At 65.0% G+C, this 14814-nt stretch carries 12 protein-coding genes and 2 pseudogenes; 7 read left to right on the top strand and 7 right to left on the bottom strand.

Translation table 11 applies throughout. From position 1 onward, the window contains the following. Positions 1 to 13: 13 nt before the first annotated feature. From ACP2YP_RS38870 to ACP2YP_RS38860, 3 genes are all read right to left on the bottom strand, one after another. Positions 14 to 1624, bottom strand: a complete 1611-nt coding sequence (locus ACP2YP_RS38870; RefSeq protein WP_426421555.1) for a Na+/H+ antiporter — start codon at positions 1622 to 1624, stop codon at positions 14 to 16. A gap of 45 nt (positions 1625 to 1669) precedes the next feature. Beyond that, positions 1670 to 2539, bottom strand: coding sequence for a class A beta-lactamase (bla, locus tag ACP2YP_RS38865; RefSeq protein WP_426421554.1), 870 nt, complete (start codon positions 2537 to 2539; stop codon positions 1670 to 1672). Positions 2540 to 2651: 112 nt separating this feature from the next. Beyond that, on the bottom strand, positions 2652 to 3026 hold the full coding sequence (locus ACP2YP_RS38860; protein ID WP_426421553.1) for a nuclear transport factor 2 family protein: 375 nt from the start codon (positions 3024 to 3026) through the stop codon (positions 2652 to 2654). Between the two features lie 94 nt (positions 3027 to 3120). Between ACP2YP_RS38860 and ACP2YP_RS38855 the strand changes: the two are divergent. Continuing rightward, a pseudogene (locus tag ACP2YP_RS38855) lies at positions 3121 to 3549 on the top strand (GFA family protein). Positions 3550 to 3732: 183 nt separating this feature from the next. Next, positions 3733 to 5548: pseudogene (locus ACP2YP_RS38850) on the top strand (caspase family protein). A gap of 264 nt (positions 5549 to 5812) precedes the next feature. Here the strand turns inward: ACP2YP_RS38850 and ACP2YP_RS38845 are convergent. Further along, the gene (locus ACP2YP_RS38845) at positions 5813 to 6736 is read right to left on the bottom strand and encodes a polyprenyl synthetase family protein (protein ID WP_426421552.1); all 924 of its coding nucleotides are present in this window, start codon (positions 6734 to 6736) and stop codon (positions 5813 to 5815) included. Between the two features lie 161 nt (positions 6737 to 6897). Between ACP2YP_RS38845 and mtgA the strand changes: the two genes are divergently transcribed. From mtgA to ACP2YP_RS38830, 3 genes are all read left to right on the top strand, one after another. Continuing rightward, positions 6898 to 7572, top strand: a complete 675-nt coding sequence (gene mtgA / locus ACP2YP_RS38840) for a monofunctional biosynthetic peptidoglycan transglycosylase (protein ID WP_426421551.1) — start codon at positions 6898 to 6900, stop codon at positions 7570 to 7572. A 170-nt stretch (positions 7573 to 7742) separates the two neighbouring features. Beyond that, positions 7743 to 7925, top strand: a complete 183-nt coding sequence (rpmF, locus tag ACP2YP_RS38835; RefSeq protein ID WP_007598106.1) for a 50S ribosomal protein L32 — start codon at positions 7743 to 7745, stop codon at positions 7923 to 7925. 155 nt (positions 7926 to 8080) lie between these two features. Next, on the top strand, positions 8081 to 8719 hold the full coding sequence (locus tag ACP2YP_RS38830) for a hypothetical protein (protein ID WP_426421550.1): 639 nt from the start codon (positions 8081 to 8083) through the stop codon (positions 8717 to 8719). Positions 8720 to 8725: 6 nt separating this feature from the next. Here ACP2YP_RS38830 and ACP2YP_RS38825 read toward each other — a convergent pair whose 3' ends face one another. After that, on the bottom strand, positions 8726 to 8986 hold the full coding sequence (locus ACP2YP_RS38825) for a hypothetical protein (protein WP_426426431.1): 261 nt from the start codon (positions 8984 to 8986) through the stop codon (positions 8726 to 8728). A gap of 219 nt (positions 8987 to 9205) precedes the next feature. On the opposite strand from ACP2YP_RS38825, the gene ACP2YP_RS38820 reads away from it, so the two are divergent. Continuing rightward, the gene (locus ACP2YP_RS38820; RefSeq protein ID WP_426421549.1) at positions 9206 to 10900 is read left to right on the top strand and encodes an EAL domain-containing protein; all 1695 of its coding nucleotides are present in this window, start codon (positions 9206 to 9208) and stop codon (positions 10898 to 10900) included. 10 nt (positions 10901 to 10910) lie between these two features. On the opposite strand, the gene ACP2YP_RS38815 is transcribed toward ACP2YP_RS38820, so the two are convergent. Then, positions 10911 to 11279, bottom strand: coding sequence for an antibiotic biosynthesis monooxygenase family protein (locus tag ACP2YP_RS38815; RefSeq protein ID WP_200470672.1), 369 nt, complete (start codon positions 11277 to 11279; stop codon positions 10911 to 10913). 97 nt (positions 11280 to 11376) lie between these two features. On the opposite strand from ACP2YP_RS38815, the gene ACP2YP_RS38810 reads away from it, so the two are divergent. Further along, complete coding sequence (locus tag ACP2YP_RS38810) at positions 11377 to 11841, top strand: MarR family winged helix-turn-helix transcriptional regulator (RefSeq protein WP_426421548.1); 465 nt, start codon at positions 11377 to 11379, stop codon at positions 11839 to 11841. A 12-nt stretch (positions 11842 to 11853) separates the two neighbouring features. Here ACP2YP_RS38810 and ACP2YP_RS38805 read toward each other — a convergent pair whose 3' ends face one another. Next, entirely contained in the window at positions 11854 to 14718 is a 2865-nt protein-coding gene (locus tag ACP2YP_RS38805; RefSeq protein WP_426421547.1) for a PAS-domain containing protein, read from the bottom strand. Positions 14719 to 14814: the final 96 nt, after the last annotated feature.

The following is a 14814-nucleotide window of genomic DNA, read 5'->3' as shown; positions in this document are numbered from 1 at the left end:
CAATGACGAGAAGCTACAGCGGCGCCCTCTGATATTCCCGGTTCGCCAGGCTCGCCTCCTCCAGGTCCAGGTCGCGCTCGATCCTCCGTCGCGTCTCGTCGGTGATCTGCCCGTCGCGGAGCAGATCGTGGATGAATTTGCGCTCGGCGACGATCAACTCGCGGGTCAGTGCAGTCCCGGCGGCAGAGACGTCGTGATGGGCGGGATCGAGGGAGTCAGGAAGCTGGTTGATGCGGATATCGTGGCGGGCGCGCAGGAGCCGCATCACTTCGTCCGAAACCTCTTTCTCTTCGGTCAACGCATCCAGCGATTTCAGCGCGGCGTCGAGCGCCTGGCGCCGTGCCGCGATCTCGGCCTCGTGCTCGGCGACATGCTCGTTGCGGCCGGCTTCCGCGATGCCGAGCCAGCGCACCACCGGCGGCAGCGTCAGGCCGACGCCGATCAGGGTGATGAAGATGACGCCGAAGGCAACGAACAGGATCAGGTCGCGATATGGGAAGGCATCGCCATCGGGCAGCGTGAACGGCAGCGCCAGCGCGGCGGCCAGCGACACCGCACCGCGCACGCCGGTGAATGCGAGCGCGAACGGCCATTGCCAGGGCGGCGACGGATCGCGCGCGCGCAGCGTCTTGCTAAGCATCCGCGGTAGATAGGTCGCCGGGTAGAGCCAGGCGAAGCGCGCGAGAACGATGATGACCATGACCACGGCGGTGGCGATCACGATGTCGTCGAGCGGGAACGCTTTCGATTTCTCGTAGAGCGCGCGCATCTGGAAGCCGGTGAGCAGGAACAGCAAGCCCTCGATCAGATAGATGATAAGGTCCCAGAAGAAGATGCCTTGCAGGCGCGTCGACGCCGAAATCAGCAGCGGTCCGTTCCAGCTCACATAGAGACCGCAGGCGACAGTGGCGATCACGCCGGAGCCGCCGACATGCTCGGGCAGCCAGTAGGACACATAGGGCGTGATCAACGACAGCGTCAGCTCGACCTGCGGATCGCAGGACCATTTGCGAAAGCGCAAAGAGAGCCAGCCGACACCGATGCCGAAGGCGATTTCGCCGGCGACGATGAGGGCAAATTCGCCGGCTGCCAGCGGCAGCGAGAAATGTCCGACCACGATCGCAGCGAGCGCGAAGCGGTAGAGGATCAGCGCGGTGGCGTCGTTGGCGAGGCCTTCGCCCTCGAGAATGACCAGGAGCCGGCGCGGCATGTTCAGCCGGCGCGCAATCGCGAGCGGCGCCACTACGTCCGGCGGCGCAACGATTGCGCCCAGGAGGAAGCCGATGCTCCAGGGCAGGCCGATCACGTAGTGGGTGGCAGTCGCCACCATCGCCGCGGTGAAGATCACGGCGCCGACCGCGAGCAGCACAATCGGACGCAGATTGTTCCTGAACTCGCGCCAGCTCATCGCGACGCTCGCCGAGTAGATCAACGGCGGCAGCACCATCAACAGCACCAGTTCCGGCGGCAGCTCCACCGGCGGCATGCCCGGCACGAAAGCGAGACCGACGCCGGAGAGCATCAGCAAAATGGCAGGCGCCAGGTTGAAGCGGCGGGCGACGAGCGCGGTGCCCGCCAGCACGGCGAGCAGGACGAGGAAGGTCTGGAATTTCGCTGCGATCATGGCCTGTCTTGGCCCGGAAGCAGCCAAGAGGTCAATGCGAAGCGGCTACACCAGTCGTTCGGCCACCATGCGCCCGATGCGGGCGAACACCGCCTCGATCTGCGCCGCATTCGGCGTGCCGCCCTGGGTATAGGCCGCGATCAGGATCGGCGCATCAGGCTTGTTATCAGGCTTGGGCCAGGCAACCGCGATATCGCCCGACGCATCCTTGCCATTGTTGCCGGTCTTGTCGCCAAACTTCCAGCTTGCCGGCAGGCCGCCGCGCAGCCGGTTCGCGCCGGTCTTGCAGCCCACCATCCATTCGGTGAGCTGGGCCCGCGAGGCCGACGACAGCGCTTCGCCCGTGACCAGTCGCTTCAGATTGCCGGCCATCGCCACCGGCGTCGTGGTGTCATGGGGGTCGCCGGGCGGCGAGCGGTTCAGCTCGGGCTCGTCGTGGTCGAGCCGCGAGGTGGTGTCGCCGATCGACCGCCAGAATTTGGTGAGTGCGGCGGGGCCGCCGATCCGCGCGAGCAGCAGATTGGCGCAGGTGTTGTCGCTGAGTTCGACGATCGCCTTGCACATGTCCGCGACCGACATCGCGCCGGCCGACAGGTTTTGCTTCGCGACCGGCGCGTACTCCAGCAGGTCGGTCTTGCCATAAGGGATCATCGCGGCCAGCTTCTCTTCGCCGCGATCGACCCGCGCCAGCACGCAAGCCGCGAGCGAAGCCTTGAACGTCGAGCACATCACGAAGCGCTCGTCGGCCCGCCAGGTGAGCCTTGCGCCGGTGGCGAGATTCTCCGCGTAGACCCCGATCCGCCCGCCGCTTTCGCGCTCATAGGATTCGAGCTCAGGCGGTGCGTCCGCGGCGAGAGCTGGAGAAGCGGCCATCCAACAGAGAGAAGCGAGCAGGGAACGGCGGTCGAGCAGCATAGGGGACTTTCGGGTGAGACGGAGGTGGGGATGCAACAGACGTGCTATTCGCGACGCTCGCAATGACCGAAAAATGGGAGACGAGTGTGCCCAATTTCAGGCAGTGGAAGCTTTAATCCTTCAGATCATACCGATACGATTTCGACACGATCTGCCAACCGTCAGCGAGCTTCATTGCCACCAGATAATCCGTGAAGAAGCGCGGCGGCAGCTGGCATTTGACCTTGATGAAGGCGGTCTTGTCGTCCGAGCGGTCGATGGTGACGATGAAATCCTCGCGCGGCTTGCCTTCGGCCTTGGCAGACGGGCGCTTGCGTACCCAGGCGAGCCAGTCCGGTACGGTCAGGATCTTCAGCTCGCCCTTTTCCACCCAGCGCAGATCGGCGGATGGATGGAAGACGTCGCCGAGCTTTTCGGCGTCGCCCTCGTAAAGCCCGTCGAAATAGGATTGCACGACGGCTTCGACGCTCGAACGATTTTGGCTCATGGATCATCCCTTGAATGATGGCGCGCCGCGAACTTAGTGGTACGCATCGAATTGCGCTATGGGTGTCTTCCGCCATTTGTGCGAGGGCACCGTCATGACCGGATCAGAAAAATCGAACGCTGGTATCCTTGCCGGCGAATGCTATTGCCGCGCCGTCGGCTACGAGGTGGCGGATGCGTTCTCCTATGCGCTGAACTGCCATTGTTCGAACTGCCGCCGGACCACCGGTTCCGCCTTCAAGCCGTTCGCGGGCATCGAGTACAGCCGGCTTCGTCTCGTCAGGGGCGAGGACTAGCGGATGATTTACGGGGACGATACCACCCATGACGCGCACTGCGCCCGCTGCGGCTCGCTGCTTTATTCACGGGTCCGGGAAGGAAAATGGGTCCATGTCGCCATGGGAACCCTGGTCGATGCCCCCTCGATCCGCCCGACCGGCCATATTTTCGTCGGCTCCAAGGCGCCGTGGCACGAGATCACGGACGATCTGCCGCAGCATCGGGGGCATGTCGGGGATCCCTAGCGAAAGCCAGCCCGCACGCATTTTTGGCGGCGAACCGCCAACGCGCTGGCGCGACTAACAAAAGGGGTTCCTCGGCCTGTCGCCGCCGCAGTCTTCGTGACCTCCATCACAAGCGCAGGCGGTGGATCTTGCTAAGGCTGGCCCTGAGGGTGTGAACCGCCCCGAACTTTCGGAAGTTGTGTCATGCGCAATTCTTTCAGACTTTGCCCGTTTCTCCTCGCGGTCATGCTGATGTTCGGCGCCGGACCCGCCTTCGCCGGAAAGCGCGTCGCGCTGGTGCTCGCCAACTCGGCCTATCAGCACGCGCCATCACTCGCCAATCCCGTCAACGACGGTGCGGTGATGGCAAAGACATTGAAGGATGCTGGCTTCGATGTCGTCGATTCCCGCCACGATCTGACCGCGCTCGACACGCGGCGCGTGCTGCGCGACTTCGCCGATTCGACCCGCGATGCCGACATCGCGGTGGTCTACTATGCCGGCCACGGCATCGAGGTCGAAGGCTCCAACTACCTGATCCCGGTGGATGCCAAGCTCGAGCGCGACACCGACGTCTATGACGAGGCGCTCTCGCTCGATCGCGTTCTGGTCGCGGTCGAGCCGGCGAAGCAGCTTCGGCTGGTGATCCTGGACGCCTGCCGGGACAATCCGTTCGGCAGGACCATGAAGCGCACGCTGGCTTCGCGCGGAATCGGCCGTGGCCTGGCCCAGGTCGAGCCGACCAGCTCCAACACGCTGATCGCTTATTCGGCCAAGGCGGGCTTCACGGCGCAGGACGGCGACGGCGCCAACAGCCCGTTTACGATCGCGCTGTCGAAGCATCTGACGACGCCGGGCCTCGACGTGCGCCGCGCCTTCGGTTTCGTGCGCGACGACGTGCTCAAGTCGACCGGCAACAAGCAGGAGCCGTTCGTCTACGGCTCGCTCGGCGGCGAAGACGTGCCGCTGGTGCCGGTGAAGGCAACGCCCGTGACCGCAGCGGCGCCCGCACCCGCAGTGAATCCGCAGGCCGATATGCGCCGCGACTACGAGCTCGCGCTCCAGGTCGGCAACAAGCCGGCGTGGGAAGCCTTCCTGGCTCAGCATCCGGACGGCTTCTATGCGAACCTCGCCAAGCTGCAGCTCGACAAGATCCAGGCCGAGCAGGTTCATGCGGCGGCGATCGAGAAGGCGAAGCAGGCCGATGCCGAGCGCGACCGTCTCGCCGCGCTTGGTGCGCAGAAGGACGCCCAGGCCAAGGCTGCGGCAGACGCGAAAGCAGCCGAGCAGGCTCAGCTTGCCGCGCAGAAAGCCAAGGAGCAGGCGCAGCAGCAGGCTGCGGCTGCCGAGCAGCAGCGCGTCAATCTCGCGGCTGCCGCGCCGCGCGCTGCGCCCGCCAGCGCGGCGAGTCCCGCCGGCACCAATATCGCCGCGCTGACGCCGTCCACCACGCCGGCCGATCTCAGCCGCTCGGTGCAGACCGAGCTTGGCCGGGTCGGCTGTTTCTCCGGTCAGGCTGACGGCAATTGGAGCACGTCCTCGCAGCGGTCGCTGTCGCAGTTCAATCGCTATGCCGGCACCAAGCTCGACGTGAAGGTGGCGAGCACGGATGCGCTGGATACGGTCAAGTCAAAGCAGTCGCGCGTCTGCCCGCTGGTCTGCGATCACGGCTTCAAGGCCGACGGTGACAAGTGCACCAAGATCGTCTGCGGCGACGGCTATGTGCTGAACGGCGACAATGAATGCGAGAAGCAGCGTGCCGGCAAGCCGACCAAGCCTGCAACCGCCAAGCGTGACGACGGCGATGAGCGTCCCGCACGGCAGCGCCGTCAGTCCGGTGGCGCGGCCGCCGGAGCGGCGGGCGGCATCGCTGCGGCCGGCGCGGGTCGCGCCTCGGGCGGCAGTGGTCAGATCTTTTGCAACGATCTCCTTTGCCGTCCGGTCAAGCCCGGCTGCCACCTCGACTATCGCGGTGGCGGCGGGCCCTCACGTCGATGCCAATGCCGAGGTCTGCAACTGAGGGCGTCGCTTCTTGCGACAAAGTCCCGGCGAAGCCGGGACAATGTCGCGGGATAGGCGGCCTTCGGCCGCCGTTCCCAAATTAGGACGCCGATGCGAAGCATCGGCTATGGAGCGGGTGTCTCCACAATCGAGAATCCCCAAGAGGAGAGAACCCTCACCCGCGCCTTCGGCATAGCCGAGGCTCCGCCTCGGCGTCTCTTAAGAACGGCCGCCGATGGGCGGCCTGTGCTCTCCCGCGAGCGGGAGAATCGAAAACCCGACGTCAGTTCTTTCGTTCAGCGACGAAGCGCGCGGCGGCTTGCAGCACGGCGGCGCGATCGCCGAAGATCGAGACGGCGCCGTCGGCGCGCGCAAGCAAATCACGCACGCGCTGCTTGGCGCCTTCGATGCCGAGCTGGGTGACGAAGGTGGTCTTGCCCAGCGCTGCGTCCTGGCCCGAGGGCTTGCCGAGCGCTGCCGCGTCGCCCTCGACGTCGAGCAGGTCGTCGGCGATCTGGAAGGCTTCGCCGAGCGCGCGGCCGTAATCGTCGAGCGCCTGATATTCTTTCTGCGAGGCCTGGCCGAGGATCGCGCCGGCGATGCAGCCATAGCGCAGCAGCGCGCCGGTCTTCATCTGCTGAATACGGGCGACATCGACCGGCTCGCTGCCGCCGAAACGGCCTTCGCCGGCGAGATCGAGGATCTGGCCCCCGACCATGCCGCCGATGCCGGCACAGCGCGCAAGCGCTCGCGTCAACAGCAGCCGGACATTGGCGTCGCGATGGATCTCGTCGCGGGTGACGATGTCGAAGGCGATCGTCAAAAGGCCGTCGCCGGCAAGGATCGCGGTGGCGTCATCGGTCTGCTTGTGCAGGGTGGGGCGGCCGCGCCGCAGGTCCGAATTGTCCATCGCCGGCAGGTCGTCATGGATCAGCGAATAGCAGTGGATGCATTCGAGCGCGGCGCCCACGAGCAGCGCCGCTTCACGCGGCACCCCGAACACGGCCGCGCTCTCGACCACCAGGAACGGCCGCAGGCGCTTGCCGCCATTCAGGCTCGAATAGCGCATTGCATCCATCAGTCGCTTGGGACGGGCGATCTCATCGTGCAGGATGTCGTCCGACAGCAGGCGCCCGAGCAGGGCCTCGGTGTCATCAGCGGTCGTGTCCAGACGCTTGGCGAAATCGGACGGGGACGTGCCGGTCATCAAGAAAGGCTCCAGAACAAAAATTCGGCGGGACAATCCTTTATGAGCCGGCCCCAGTCAATCGTTTGGAAGGCCCAAAAAGTGCTGGAAAAGGCCCGAATTATCACAGACTTAATGGCGGGATCCGCGGCCGCGTTTCATCTTGCGCCGGAAAGGTCGATTTGCGCATCGTCAAAATCCTGCTGCTGGCGGTCGCGGTCGTGGCTCTTGCGCCCTACGTGGTCGCGCCGTTCTACCGCACCGGCCATCCGGTTTCGACGCTGATGGCCTGGCGCTCGCTAACGGGCGCGCCGATGCATCGGGAATGGATCGACCTGGCGGCGATGTCGCCCTATTTGCCGCGCTCGGTCGTGGCGGCCGAGGACGCCCATTTCTGCAAGCACCACGGCATCGACTGGGGCGCGCTGCGCGAGGCGATCGACGACGCCAAGGAGGACGGTACGCCGTTCCGCGGCGCCTCTACCATCACCCAGCAGGTCGCGAAAAACCTGTTCCTCTGGCAAGGGCGGGATTTTGTCCGCAAGGCGCTGGAGTTTCCGCTGGCGCTCTGGATCGATTTCGTCCTGCCCAAGCACCGGATCCTGGAGATTTACCTCAACATTGCCGAGCTCGGCCCGCAGGGCCAATTTGGGGCGGAGACGGGCAGCGCCTATGCGTTCGGCAAGTCGGCTAGCAATCTCTCCCCCCGGGAAGCGGCCCTTTTGGCCTCGATCCTGCCGAATCCGGTCAAACGCAGCGCCAGGACCCCGGGACCGGGCGTCCGGCGGCTGGCCGGAACCTATGTGGCAAGGGGGCAGGCCTCCTGGCTCTTGACCTGCTGGCGGGAAAATCGCTGATTTCGGGCCCATTTCGGGCGCATTTTCCGTCCCAGAACCCTAGCTTTACGGCCAGCCTTCCTCTATAAGCCCGGCCTTGATCGGCATTCAGCTCGCCTCGTATTGCGGGTGCTGAGCCGTCCCTCCGCGGACGATGCCCGGATGAACACCAATCCCTAGAGGATACTGAAATGGCCGTTCCGAGACGAAAAACTTCGCCGTCGCGCCGTGGCATGCGCCGCTCGGCAGACGCCATCAAGAAGCCGACCTATGTGGAAGACAAGGACTCCGGTGAGCTCCGTCGTCCGCACCATCTCGACCTCAAGACCGGCATGTACAAGGGCCGTCAGGTCCTGAAGAAGAAAGAGTCCTGAGACAGGACTCCTTGTCAGGCAGGGTTATCCTCAATCAGGATGACGTGACCTGCCTGATTTCGGCCAATCCATGAGATATGACGGTGACGGCGGAGCGAATGCTTCGCCGTCGCATTGTCTTGCCCGGACATCTTGATCGAGAAGGCACTTTGCCGATGGTCGGTTTCCCGCTGCTTCTGATTCCGCTCGCGGTCTACAACATCATCGCCTTCCTGATGCCCAGCGTGTCCTTTTCGGACGTGCTGTTCAAGGTGCCGATGATTACGGGCGAGACTTGGCCGGTCACGCTTGCCGATCTGCTGCTGGCGCTCGGCGTGTTGCTGCTGCTGCTCGAAGTGGTCAAGGGCGCGCGGCCCGGCGCGAAATTCCTGATGGATCATCTGCTGTCGCTGATCCTGTTCGGGGCTGCCGCGGCCGAATTCGTGATGTGGCCTAAATTCGGCAATTCCACTTATTTCCTGCTGGTGCTGCTTGCGATGGCCGATTTCCTCGGCGGCATCGCCCAGCGCGCGCGCCGCCGCATCGCTTACGTTGCCGCAGAGACGGTGGCGGTGCCGCGCAAGGCGAAGCGTCAGGCCGAGGCGCCGCCACCAGCGTCGACGTTCGAGCCGAGGCTCGGTCCTGTGCCCGCACCGCAGCCCGAGCCGCCCGCACCCTCGGCGCAATCGGTTGCCGAATCCGTTTTGATGGATCACCCCGCGCCGAAGCCGGGCATCGTACCGTCGCCGGAAATTCCCTCGCCGCATTTGCAGCCGGGCAACGGCACCCCGTCCTCGCCCGAAGAGCCGCGCTGATCGGCGCTACGCCACCTGACGCGTGCGCGAGCTGACGCTGGGAAGCGGGCGTTTGCCGCCATAGGCCATGTGCGCGTCCTCGGACGAGCCGCGGCGTAGCCGGCTTGCCTGGGGTAGGTGCTCGGCATTGGCGATCAGCTGGGTGACGAAGCTCGGATCTGGGCGCGTCAGTGGCACCTTGCGGACCCACTGCAAAACCGGCGTCAGCGGGACCAGCGCGGTACTGGCTTCCCGCGTTGTCTCTTCGATCTGATCCGCATTCACCATCGCAACACCGCTAATCCGGTTGAACTGGCGCGTTTTGGGACGCTGGCGCCGGTGCATGTGATGGTCTCGCAAGGCCTATGCCGGCCGAGCCTATTCCGTTCCGGAGCGCTCGAAAACGTGGTTTCCAAATTGTTTATGAACTTTGCCTAGGGTGGAGGGCGAATCTGGCCGTATCCTGTGCCGGCTCAGGACTCCCCGCTGTCCCGAAACGAGGCGCCTTTGACCCCAGCATTGCCACAAGCCTCCGAGATCCTGGCCGCCCTTGGCCAAGCCGTGTTCGTCTGGGATATCGCCAGTGACGCCATCGTCTGGGGCGAGCAGGCCGGCGCCATCTTCCCCGGCATTCCCGCCGAGCGGCTGGCGACCGGCGCCGAGTTCGCCAAGCTGATCGAGCCCGCGCAAACGCTGCGGAATGCCGCGCTGGCGCAGACGTCCGCGGTGCACGGCACCGACGGCACGCCTTACCGGGTCGAATATGGCGTGCGCATGAGCGCCTCTGATCCCGTGGTCTGGATCGAGGAGACCGGCCGCTGGTTCGCCGGGGCCGACGGTCGCCCGGTGCGCGCGATCGGCTCTGTCCGCATCAACAACGAGCGGCACGCCCGTGACGAGGAGCTGACGAAGCTTGCCCGGCTCGATCCGCTGACCGGTGAGCTCAACCGTTCCCATCTGATTGCGGCATTGGCCGAAGCGATCGAGGAGACGAGCCGCTTCCGCTCGACCGCGGCCTTCATGCTGGTCGGCATCGATCATCTCGCCCGCGTCAACGACGCCTTCGGCTTCGACGTGGCCGATGCCGTGATCCTCGACGTCGCCAAGCGCATTCGCACGCGCCTGCGTGGCGGCGACGTGCTCGGCCGCTTCTCCGGCAACAAGTTCGGCCTGATCCTGAAGAACTGCACCGTCGACGACATGAATATCGCGGCCGAGCGCTTCCTCGCCGGTATCCGTGACGAGGTGGTGCCGACCAAATCCGGCCCGGTCTCGGTCACCGTCTCGATCGGCGCGGTCAGCCTGCCGCGCTATGCCCGCAATACCGACGAGGCCATCAACCGCGCCCATGAGACGCTGGACGACGCCAAGCGCCGCCGCGCCGGCTCGTTTGCCGCATGGCGTCCGAACGCCGAGCGCGACGCCCAGCGCCGCGTCAACATCCGCGTCACCGATGAGATCGTCACCGCGCTGAACGAGCGCCGCATCAAGCTCGCTTATGAGCCGGTGGTGTCGGCTGCCACGCGCGAGGGCGCGTTCCACGAATGCCTGGTGCGGATGGACCAGGGCGATGGCCAGGTGCTGCTCGCGCCCGACATCGTGCCGGTCGCCGAGCGGCTCGGCCTCATTCGCTTGGTCGATCACCGCGTGCTCGAGCTCGTGGTCGCCGAGCTCGCGGCCGTGCCCGATATCCGCCTCAGCCTCAACATTTCGCCGGACACGACCATGGATCCGGACTGGTGGGCCAGCATTGAATCGCTGATGCGCGCCCATCCCGGCGTCGCCGACCGACTGATCGTCGAGATCACCGAAACCGTCGCGATCCAGGACATCGACGATGTCCGGGCTTTCGTCAGCCGCCTCAAGCATTTCGGCAGCAGAATCGCGATCGACGATTTCGGCGCCGGCTACACCTCGTTCCGCAATTTGCGCAAGCTCGGCGTGGATATCGTCAAGATCGACGGCGCGTTCGTGCAGAACATCGCGCATTCCGCCGACGACCGTGCCTTCGTGCAGACCCTTATCGACCTCGCCCGCCGCCTCGACATCAAGACCGTCGCCGAATGGGTGCAGGACGAGGACGCCGCCAACATGCTGCGCGACTGGGGCTGCGACTACATCCAGGGCCGCCTGATTGGCCTCGCCTCAGCCGAGCGCCCGTGGGGCGGTCCGCCGGACAGCGCGCTGCCTGCGGCAAGCTGAGCGAGCGCAGCTACGCCACGCAAATGCCGGGCACCGCGACCTTCTGAAACAGATGCGGGCTTGCGACGGCGGATGCGGGGTAGACGGCGATCTTCGCGCGGAATTCAGGATGCGTGAACGCGGCGCGGAAATGCGCATTGGATTCCCAGACCGCATAATTGAGATAGGTCGGATTGTCGCCGACGGCGCGGTGAAGCTGGGTCGAGATGAAGCCCGGCTGTCGCTTCATGAAAGCCGCATCGTCCTGCCAGCTCGTCAGGAAGCTCTGTTCATCCGCGGCATCGAGCGTGAACAAATTGACCAGCACCACGGGGCCGGCGTCGAGCGCGATCTGGCGGTCGATCGGGAAGCTCGGGTCAAGCGGGCGCATCTGCGGCATGATATCACTCCGTTCGTTTTGGTGTTATGATGTCAATTCGACAATCCATGACATATGAAATTGACATTATGATGTCAATACGGAATAATGGTTGCAAATGAATAAGGCCAAACGAACCCCAGCGGGCGAAGCCCTGACCGGCTTCATCCTCGACCTGTTCCGGGCCAATGGCCTGCTCCTGACCGCCGGCGACCGCCTGGTGGCCTCGCTAGGCCTTACCAGCGCGCGCTGGCAGATCCTGGGGGCGATCGTCGATGCCGAGCGCCCGGAGCCGGTGGCCTGGCTGGCGCGCAATCTCGGCGCCAATCGCCAGAACGTGCAGCGGATCGTCAACGACCTCGCGCGGGATGGCTTCGTTGCGTTCGAGACCAATCCGCATCACCGCCGGGCGCAGCTCGTGGTGCTCACTGACAAGGGCAGGCAGGTCTACGATGCGGCCGGTCGCCTGCAGGTCCCGTGGGTCAATGATCTGGCAGATGGCTTGTCAGCGAAGGAGATTGAGACGACCCATCGCGTGATCAGTGTTCTGCGCGATCGGCTCAAGGATGCCGGCGAGGACTGATTGCGTCGCGCCTCACGCCACGCGGCGGACCGCGTTCAGCGTCTCGATGGTGCGTCCGACCTCCGCCGCCGGGCACGGCTTGCCGAAGTAATACCCCTGCACCGCGGTGCAGCCGCACGCACGTACGAAGTCGAGTTGTTCGATCGTCTCGACGCCTTCCGCCGTGGTCTCGACGCCGAGCACGGAGCCGAGGCTCGCGATGGTGCGGACGATGGCGACGCTCTCCGGGCTTTCGCCGAGTGTGCCGACGAAGGAGCGGTCGATCTTGATGCGGTCGAACGGAAATTTGCGCAAATAGCTCAGCGAGGAATAGCCGACGCCGAAATCGTCGAGGCTGACGCGCACGCCGAGGGCGCGGAGCTGGTGCAGGATCCCGATCGTCGCTTCGCTGTCATCGAGCAGCGCCGTCTCGGTGACCTCGAGCTCGAGCCGCTGCGGCGGCAGGCCGGCTTCTGCAAGCGCGCTCGTCACCATCGTCACCAGTCCGCGCGTGCGGAACTGCACCGGCGACAAGTTGACTGCGACCGTGACATCCGGCCATGAGGCCGCTGTGGCACAGGCGGCGCGCAGCACCCATTCGCCGATCGGAACGATCAGCCCGTTCTCTTCGGCGATCGGAATGAACTCGGCCGGCGAGACGAAGCCGCGCGACGGATGCGTCCAGCGCAGCAGCGCCTCGAAGCCGGTCAGCTCGGTGGTGTCGAGCCGCACCTGCGGCTGGAACACCAGATGGAATTGGTTGGCTTCCAGCGCGCCGCGCAGATCGTGCTCCAGCACGTGCCGGCTGCGCGCCTCTTCTTCCATCTCAGGCTCGAACAGCTGATAGGCGCCGCGCCCCTTGGCCTTGGCCTGGTACAGCGCGAGATCGGCGCATTTCATCAGCTCGTCGGCGTCGAGGCCGTGGTCGGGCGCGATTGCGATGCCGACGGAGACGCCGACATGGATCGACTGGCTCTCCAGCGGCGGCGGATGGCCGATGATCTCGACCAGGCGTCGTGCAAGCCGCTCCGCCGATTGCGGCTGCGGTCCGCGCTGGAGCACGGCGAACTCGTCGCCGCCGAGGCGGGCGACGGTGTCGTGCTCGCCGACATTTTCCTTCAGCCGTGCCGCGACCCAGCGCAGCAACCGGTCGCCGGCAGCGTGGCCGAGCCGGTCGTTGACGGTCTTGAAATTGTCGAGGTCGAAGCACAGCACTGCCATGGCGCCGCCGGCGATCGCGACCTGGTTCAACCCCTCGCCCATCTCTTCGCGGAACAGCGTGCGGTTAGGCAGGTCGGTCAGCGAATCGTGCCGCGCCATGTGCGCCACTCGGGCCTGGGCCTTGTGACGCTCGGTGACGTCCTCGTAGGTGACGACCCAGCCGCCATGCTCCATCCGCTTGTGGTTGAGCTTGATGATGCGGCCGTCGCTCAAATGGCGGTGCAGCGTGTGCTCGCCCTCGCGCAGCCGCTCGACGTAGTCGGCATAGAGTTTTGCGGCGGTCGTGTTCGGATGGATGCCGAGATCGCAGCTGTGCTCCATGATCTCGCGCATCGAGACGCCGGGCTTCACGATGTCGTGCGACAGGCCGTACATCTCGATATAGCGGCGATTGCAGACGATCACGTGCAGGCTCGCATCGAGCATGCACAGACCCTGGCTCATGTTGTTCAGCGCCGCGTCGAAGCGGCGATACTGCTCGCTCAGCTCTTCGACCGCGTGTTCGCGCTCGGTGATGTCCTCGTAGGTGGCGACGAAGCCGCCCTCGGGCAGTGCGCAATAGCGCACCGAGATCACCGTGCCGTTAGTCATGCTCCGCCGCATCGGCGAGGAGTCGCGGCTTTCGATCCGCGCGCGGGCGGCTTCGAGAATCTGTTGTGGGCTATACTCCGACGCGAAAGTGCCGTTCGCCATCGAACGCTCGATCAGCTCGGAGAGATGCGCGCCGGGCGCGCTCTCCTCCGGCGATAGCCGGTAGATCTTCTGATAGGTGGAGTTGCAGATGCGCAGGCGCATGTCGCTGTCGTAGAAGGCAAGGCCATGCGCCATGTTCTCCAGCGCGGCATCCAGCATGAGGTTCTGCTGCTTCAGCGTCTCCTCGTGCTGCAGCCGCTCGGTGACGTCCTCATGCACGGTAACCCAGCCGCCATCGGGCATGAACCGCGATACGGCTTGTACCCTGCGGCCGTCATAGCGCGTCACGAGAACGGTTTTCGGGCTCCTGGTCCGGACGTCGTTCATCCGGGCATCGCGGAACTCGTCGCCGGGCAGGTCCGCTCTGTTGCCGCGCGACAGCCAGTGGTCGATCGCCGCGCCGTGCGAGAGACCCGGCCTCACGACGTTGGGGTCCAGATTGTAAAATTGCAGAAAGCGCTCGTTGCAGACGACGACACGGCCGTCGGCATCATACATGATGAGGCCGTGCGACATGTGCGCGAGCGCGTGCTGGCTGCGTTCGGTCTGAAGCTGCAGCTCGGTCTCGAGCCGTGCGAGGCGGCTGACATCATCGCAGATCGTCATCCAGCCGCCGTCAGGAAGCGGCTTCAGCTCAAGCGTGATGACAAGGCCGCTGGCGAGTGTCTGCCGGGTGTGAAATGGTTTACCGGCGGTGATCAATGCGATCCGCGAAGCGTAGAGCGCATCAAGCTCACTTGCCGGGATATTGCCGAGCGCCACGCTGTGCGCGAGCACGTCGCGGTAGCGCGCGCCGAGCCGGACGATATCGGCCGACATGTCGAACAGCTCGATATACCGGCGGTTGACCAGCACGATCCGGTTGTTGGCATCGTAGACGCAGACGCCCTGTTCCATGCCGTCGAGCGCAAGCTGGCTCAGCGAGAGCAGGGCCTGCTGACCTTGCTCGCGTGCACTGAGCTCGTTGTCGCTTGTCGACGTCATGGGATCAGTGGATCTCGGTGGCAATAGACTTAACGCAACGCAATTCAGCCACTGAGCGTAGCGAAGAGGCGGGAAAATTCCCTTAAGCGCCGTAGT

It is taken from the genome of Bradyrhizobium genosp. A (assembly GCF_049949275.1).
In the GTDB taxonomy this organism is placed as follows: domain Bacteria; phylum Pseudomonadota; class Alphaproteobacteria; order Rhizobiales; family Xanthobacteraceae; genus Bradyrhizobium.
The sequence above is the reverse complement of the archived record's forward strand: the minus strand, read 5'-3'. Positions and strand labels throughout refer to the sequence as shown.

Bases quoted from the DNA above. Each gene is read 5' to 3' on its own strand.
- ACP2YP_RS38870 (WP_426421555.1), bottom strand. From the start codon at position 1,624: ATGATCGCAGCGAAATTCCAGACCTTCCTCGTCCTGCTCGCCGTGCTG.
- bla (WP_426421554.1), bottom strand. From the start codon at position 2,539: ATGCTGCTCGACCGCCGTTCCCTGCTCGCTTCTCTCTGTTGGATGGCC.
- ACP2YP_RS38860 (WP_426421553.1), bottom strand. From the start codon at position 3,026: ATGAGCCAAAATCGTTCGAGCGTCGAAGCCGTCGTGCAATCCTATTTC.
- ACP2YP_RS38845 (WP_426421552.1), bottom strand. From the start codon at position 6,736: ATGACCGGCACGTCCCCGTCCGATTTCGCCAAGCGTCTGGACACGACC.
- rpmF (WP_007598106.1), top strand. From the start codon at position 7,743: ATGGCCGTTCCGAGACGAAAAACTTCGCCGTCGCGCCGTGGCATGCGC.
- ACP2YP_RS38830 (WP_426421550.1), top strand. From the start codon at position 8,081: ATGGTCGGTTTCCCGCTGCTTCTGATTCCGCTCGCGGTCTACAACATC.
- ACP2YP_RS38825 (WP_426426431.1), bottom strand. From the start codon at position 8,986: ATGGTGAATGCGGATCAGATCGAAGAGACAACGCGGGAAGCCAGTACC.
- ACP2YP_RS38815 (WP_200470672.1), bottom strand. From the start codon at position 11,279: ATGCCGCAGATGCGCCCGCTTGACCCGAGCTTCCCGATCGACCGCCAG.
- ACP2YP_RS38810 (WP_426421548.1), top strand. From the start codon at position 11,377: ATGAATAAGGCCAAACGAACCCCAGCGGGCGAAGCCCTGACCGGCTTC.
- ACP2YP_RS38805 (WP_426421547.1), bottom strand. From the start codon at position 14,718: ATGACGTCGACAAGCGACAACGAGCTCAGTGCACGCGAGCAAGGTCAG.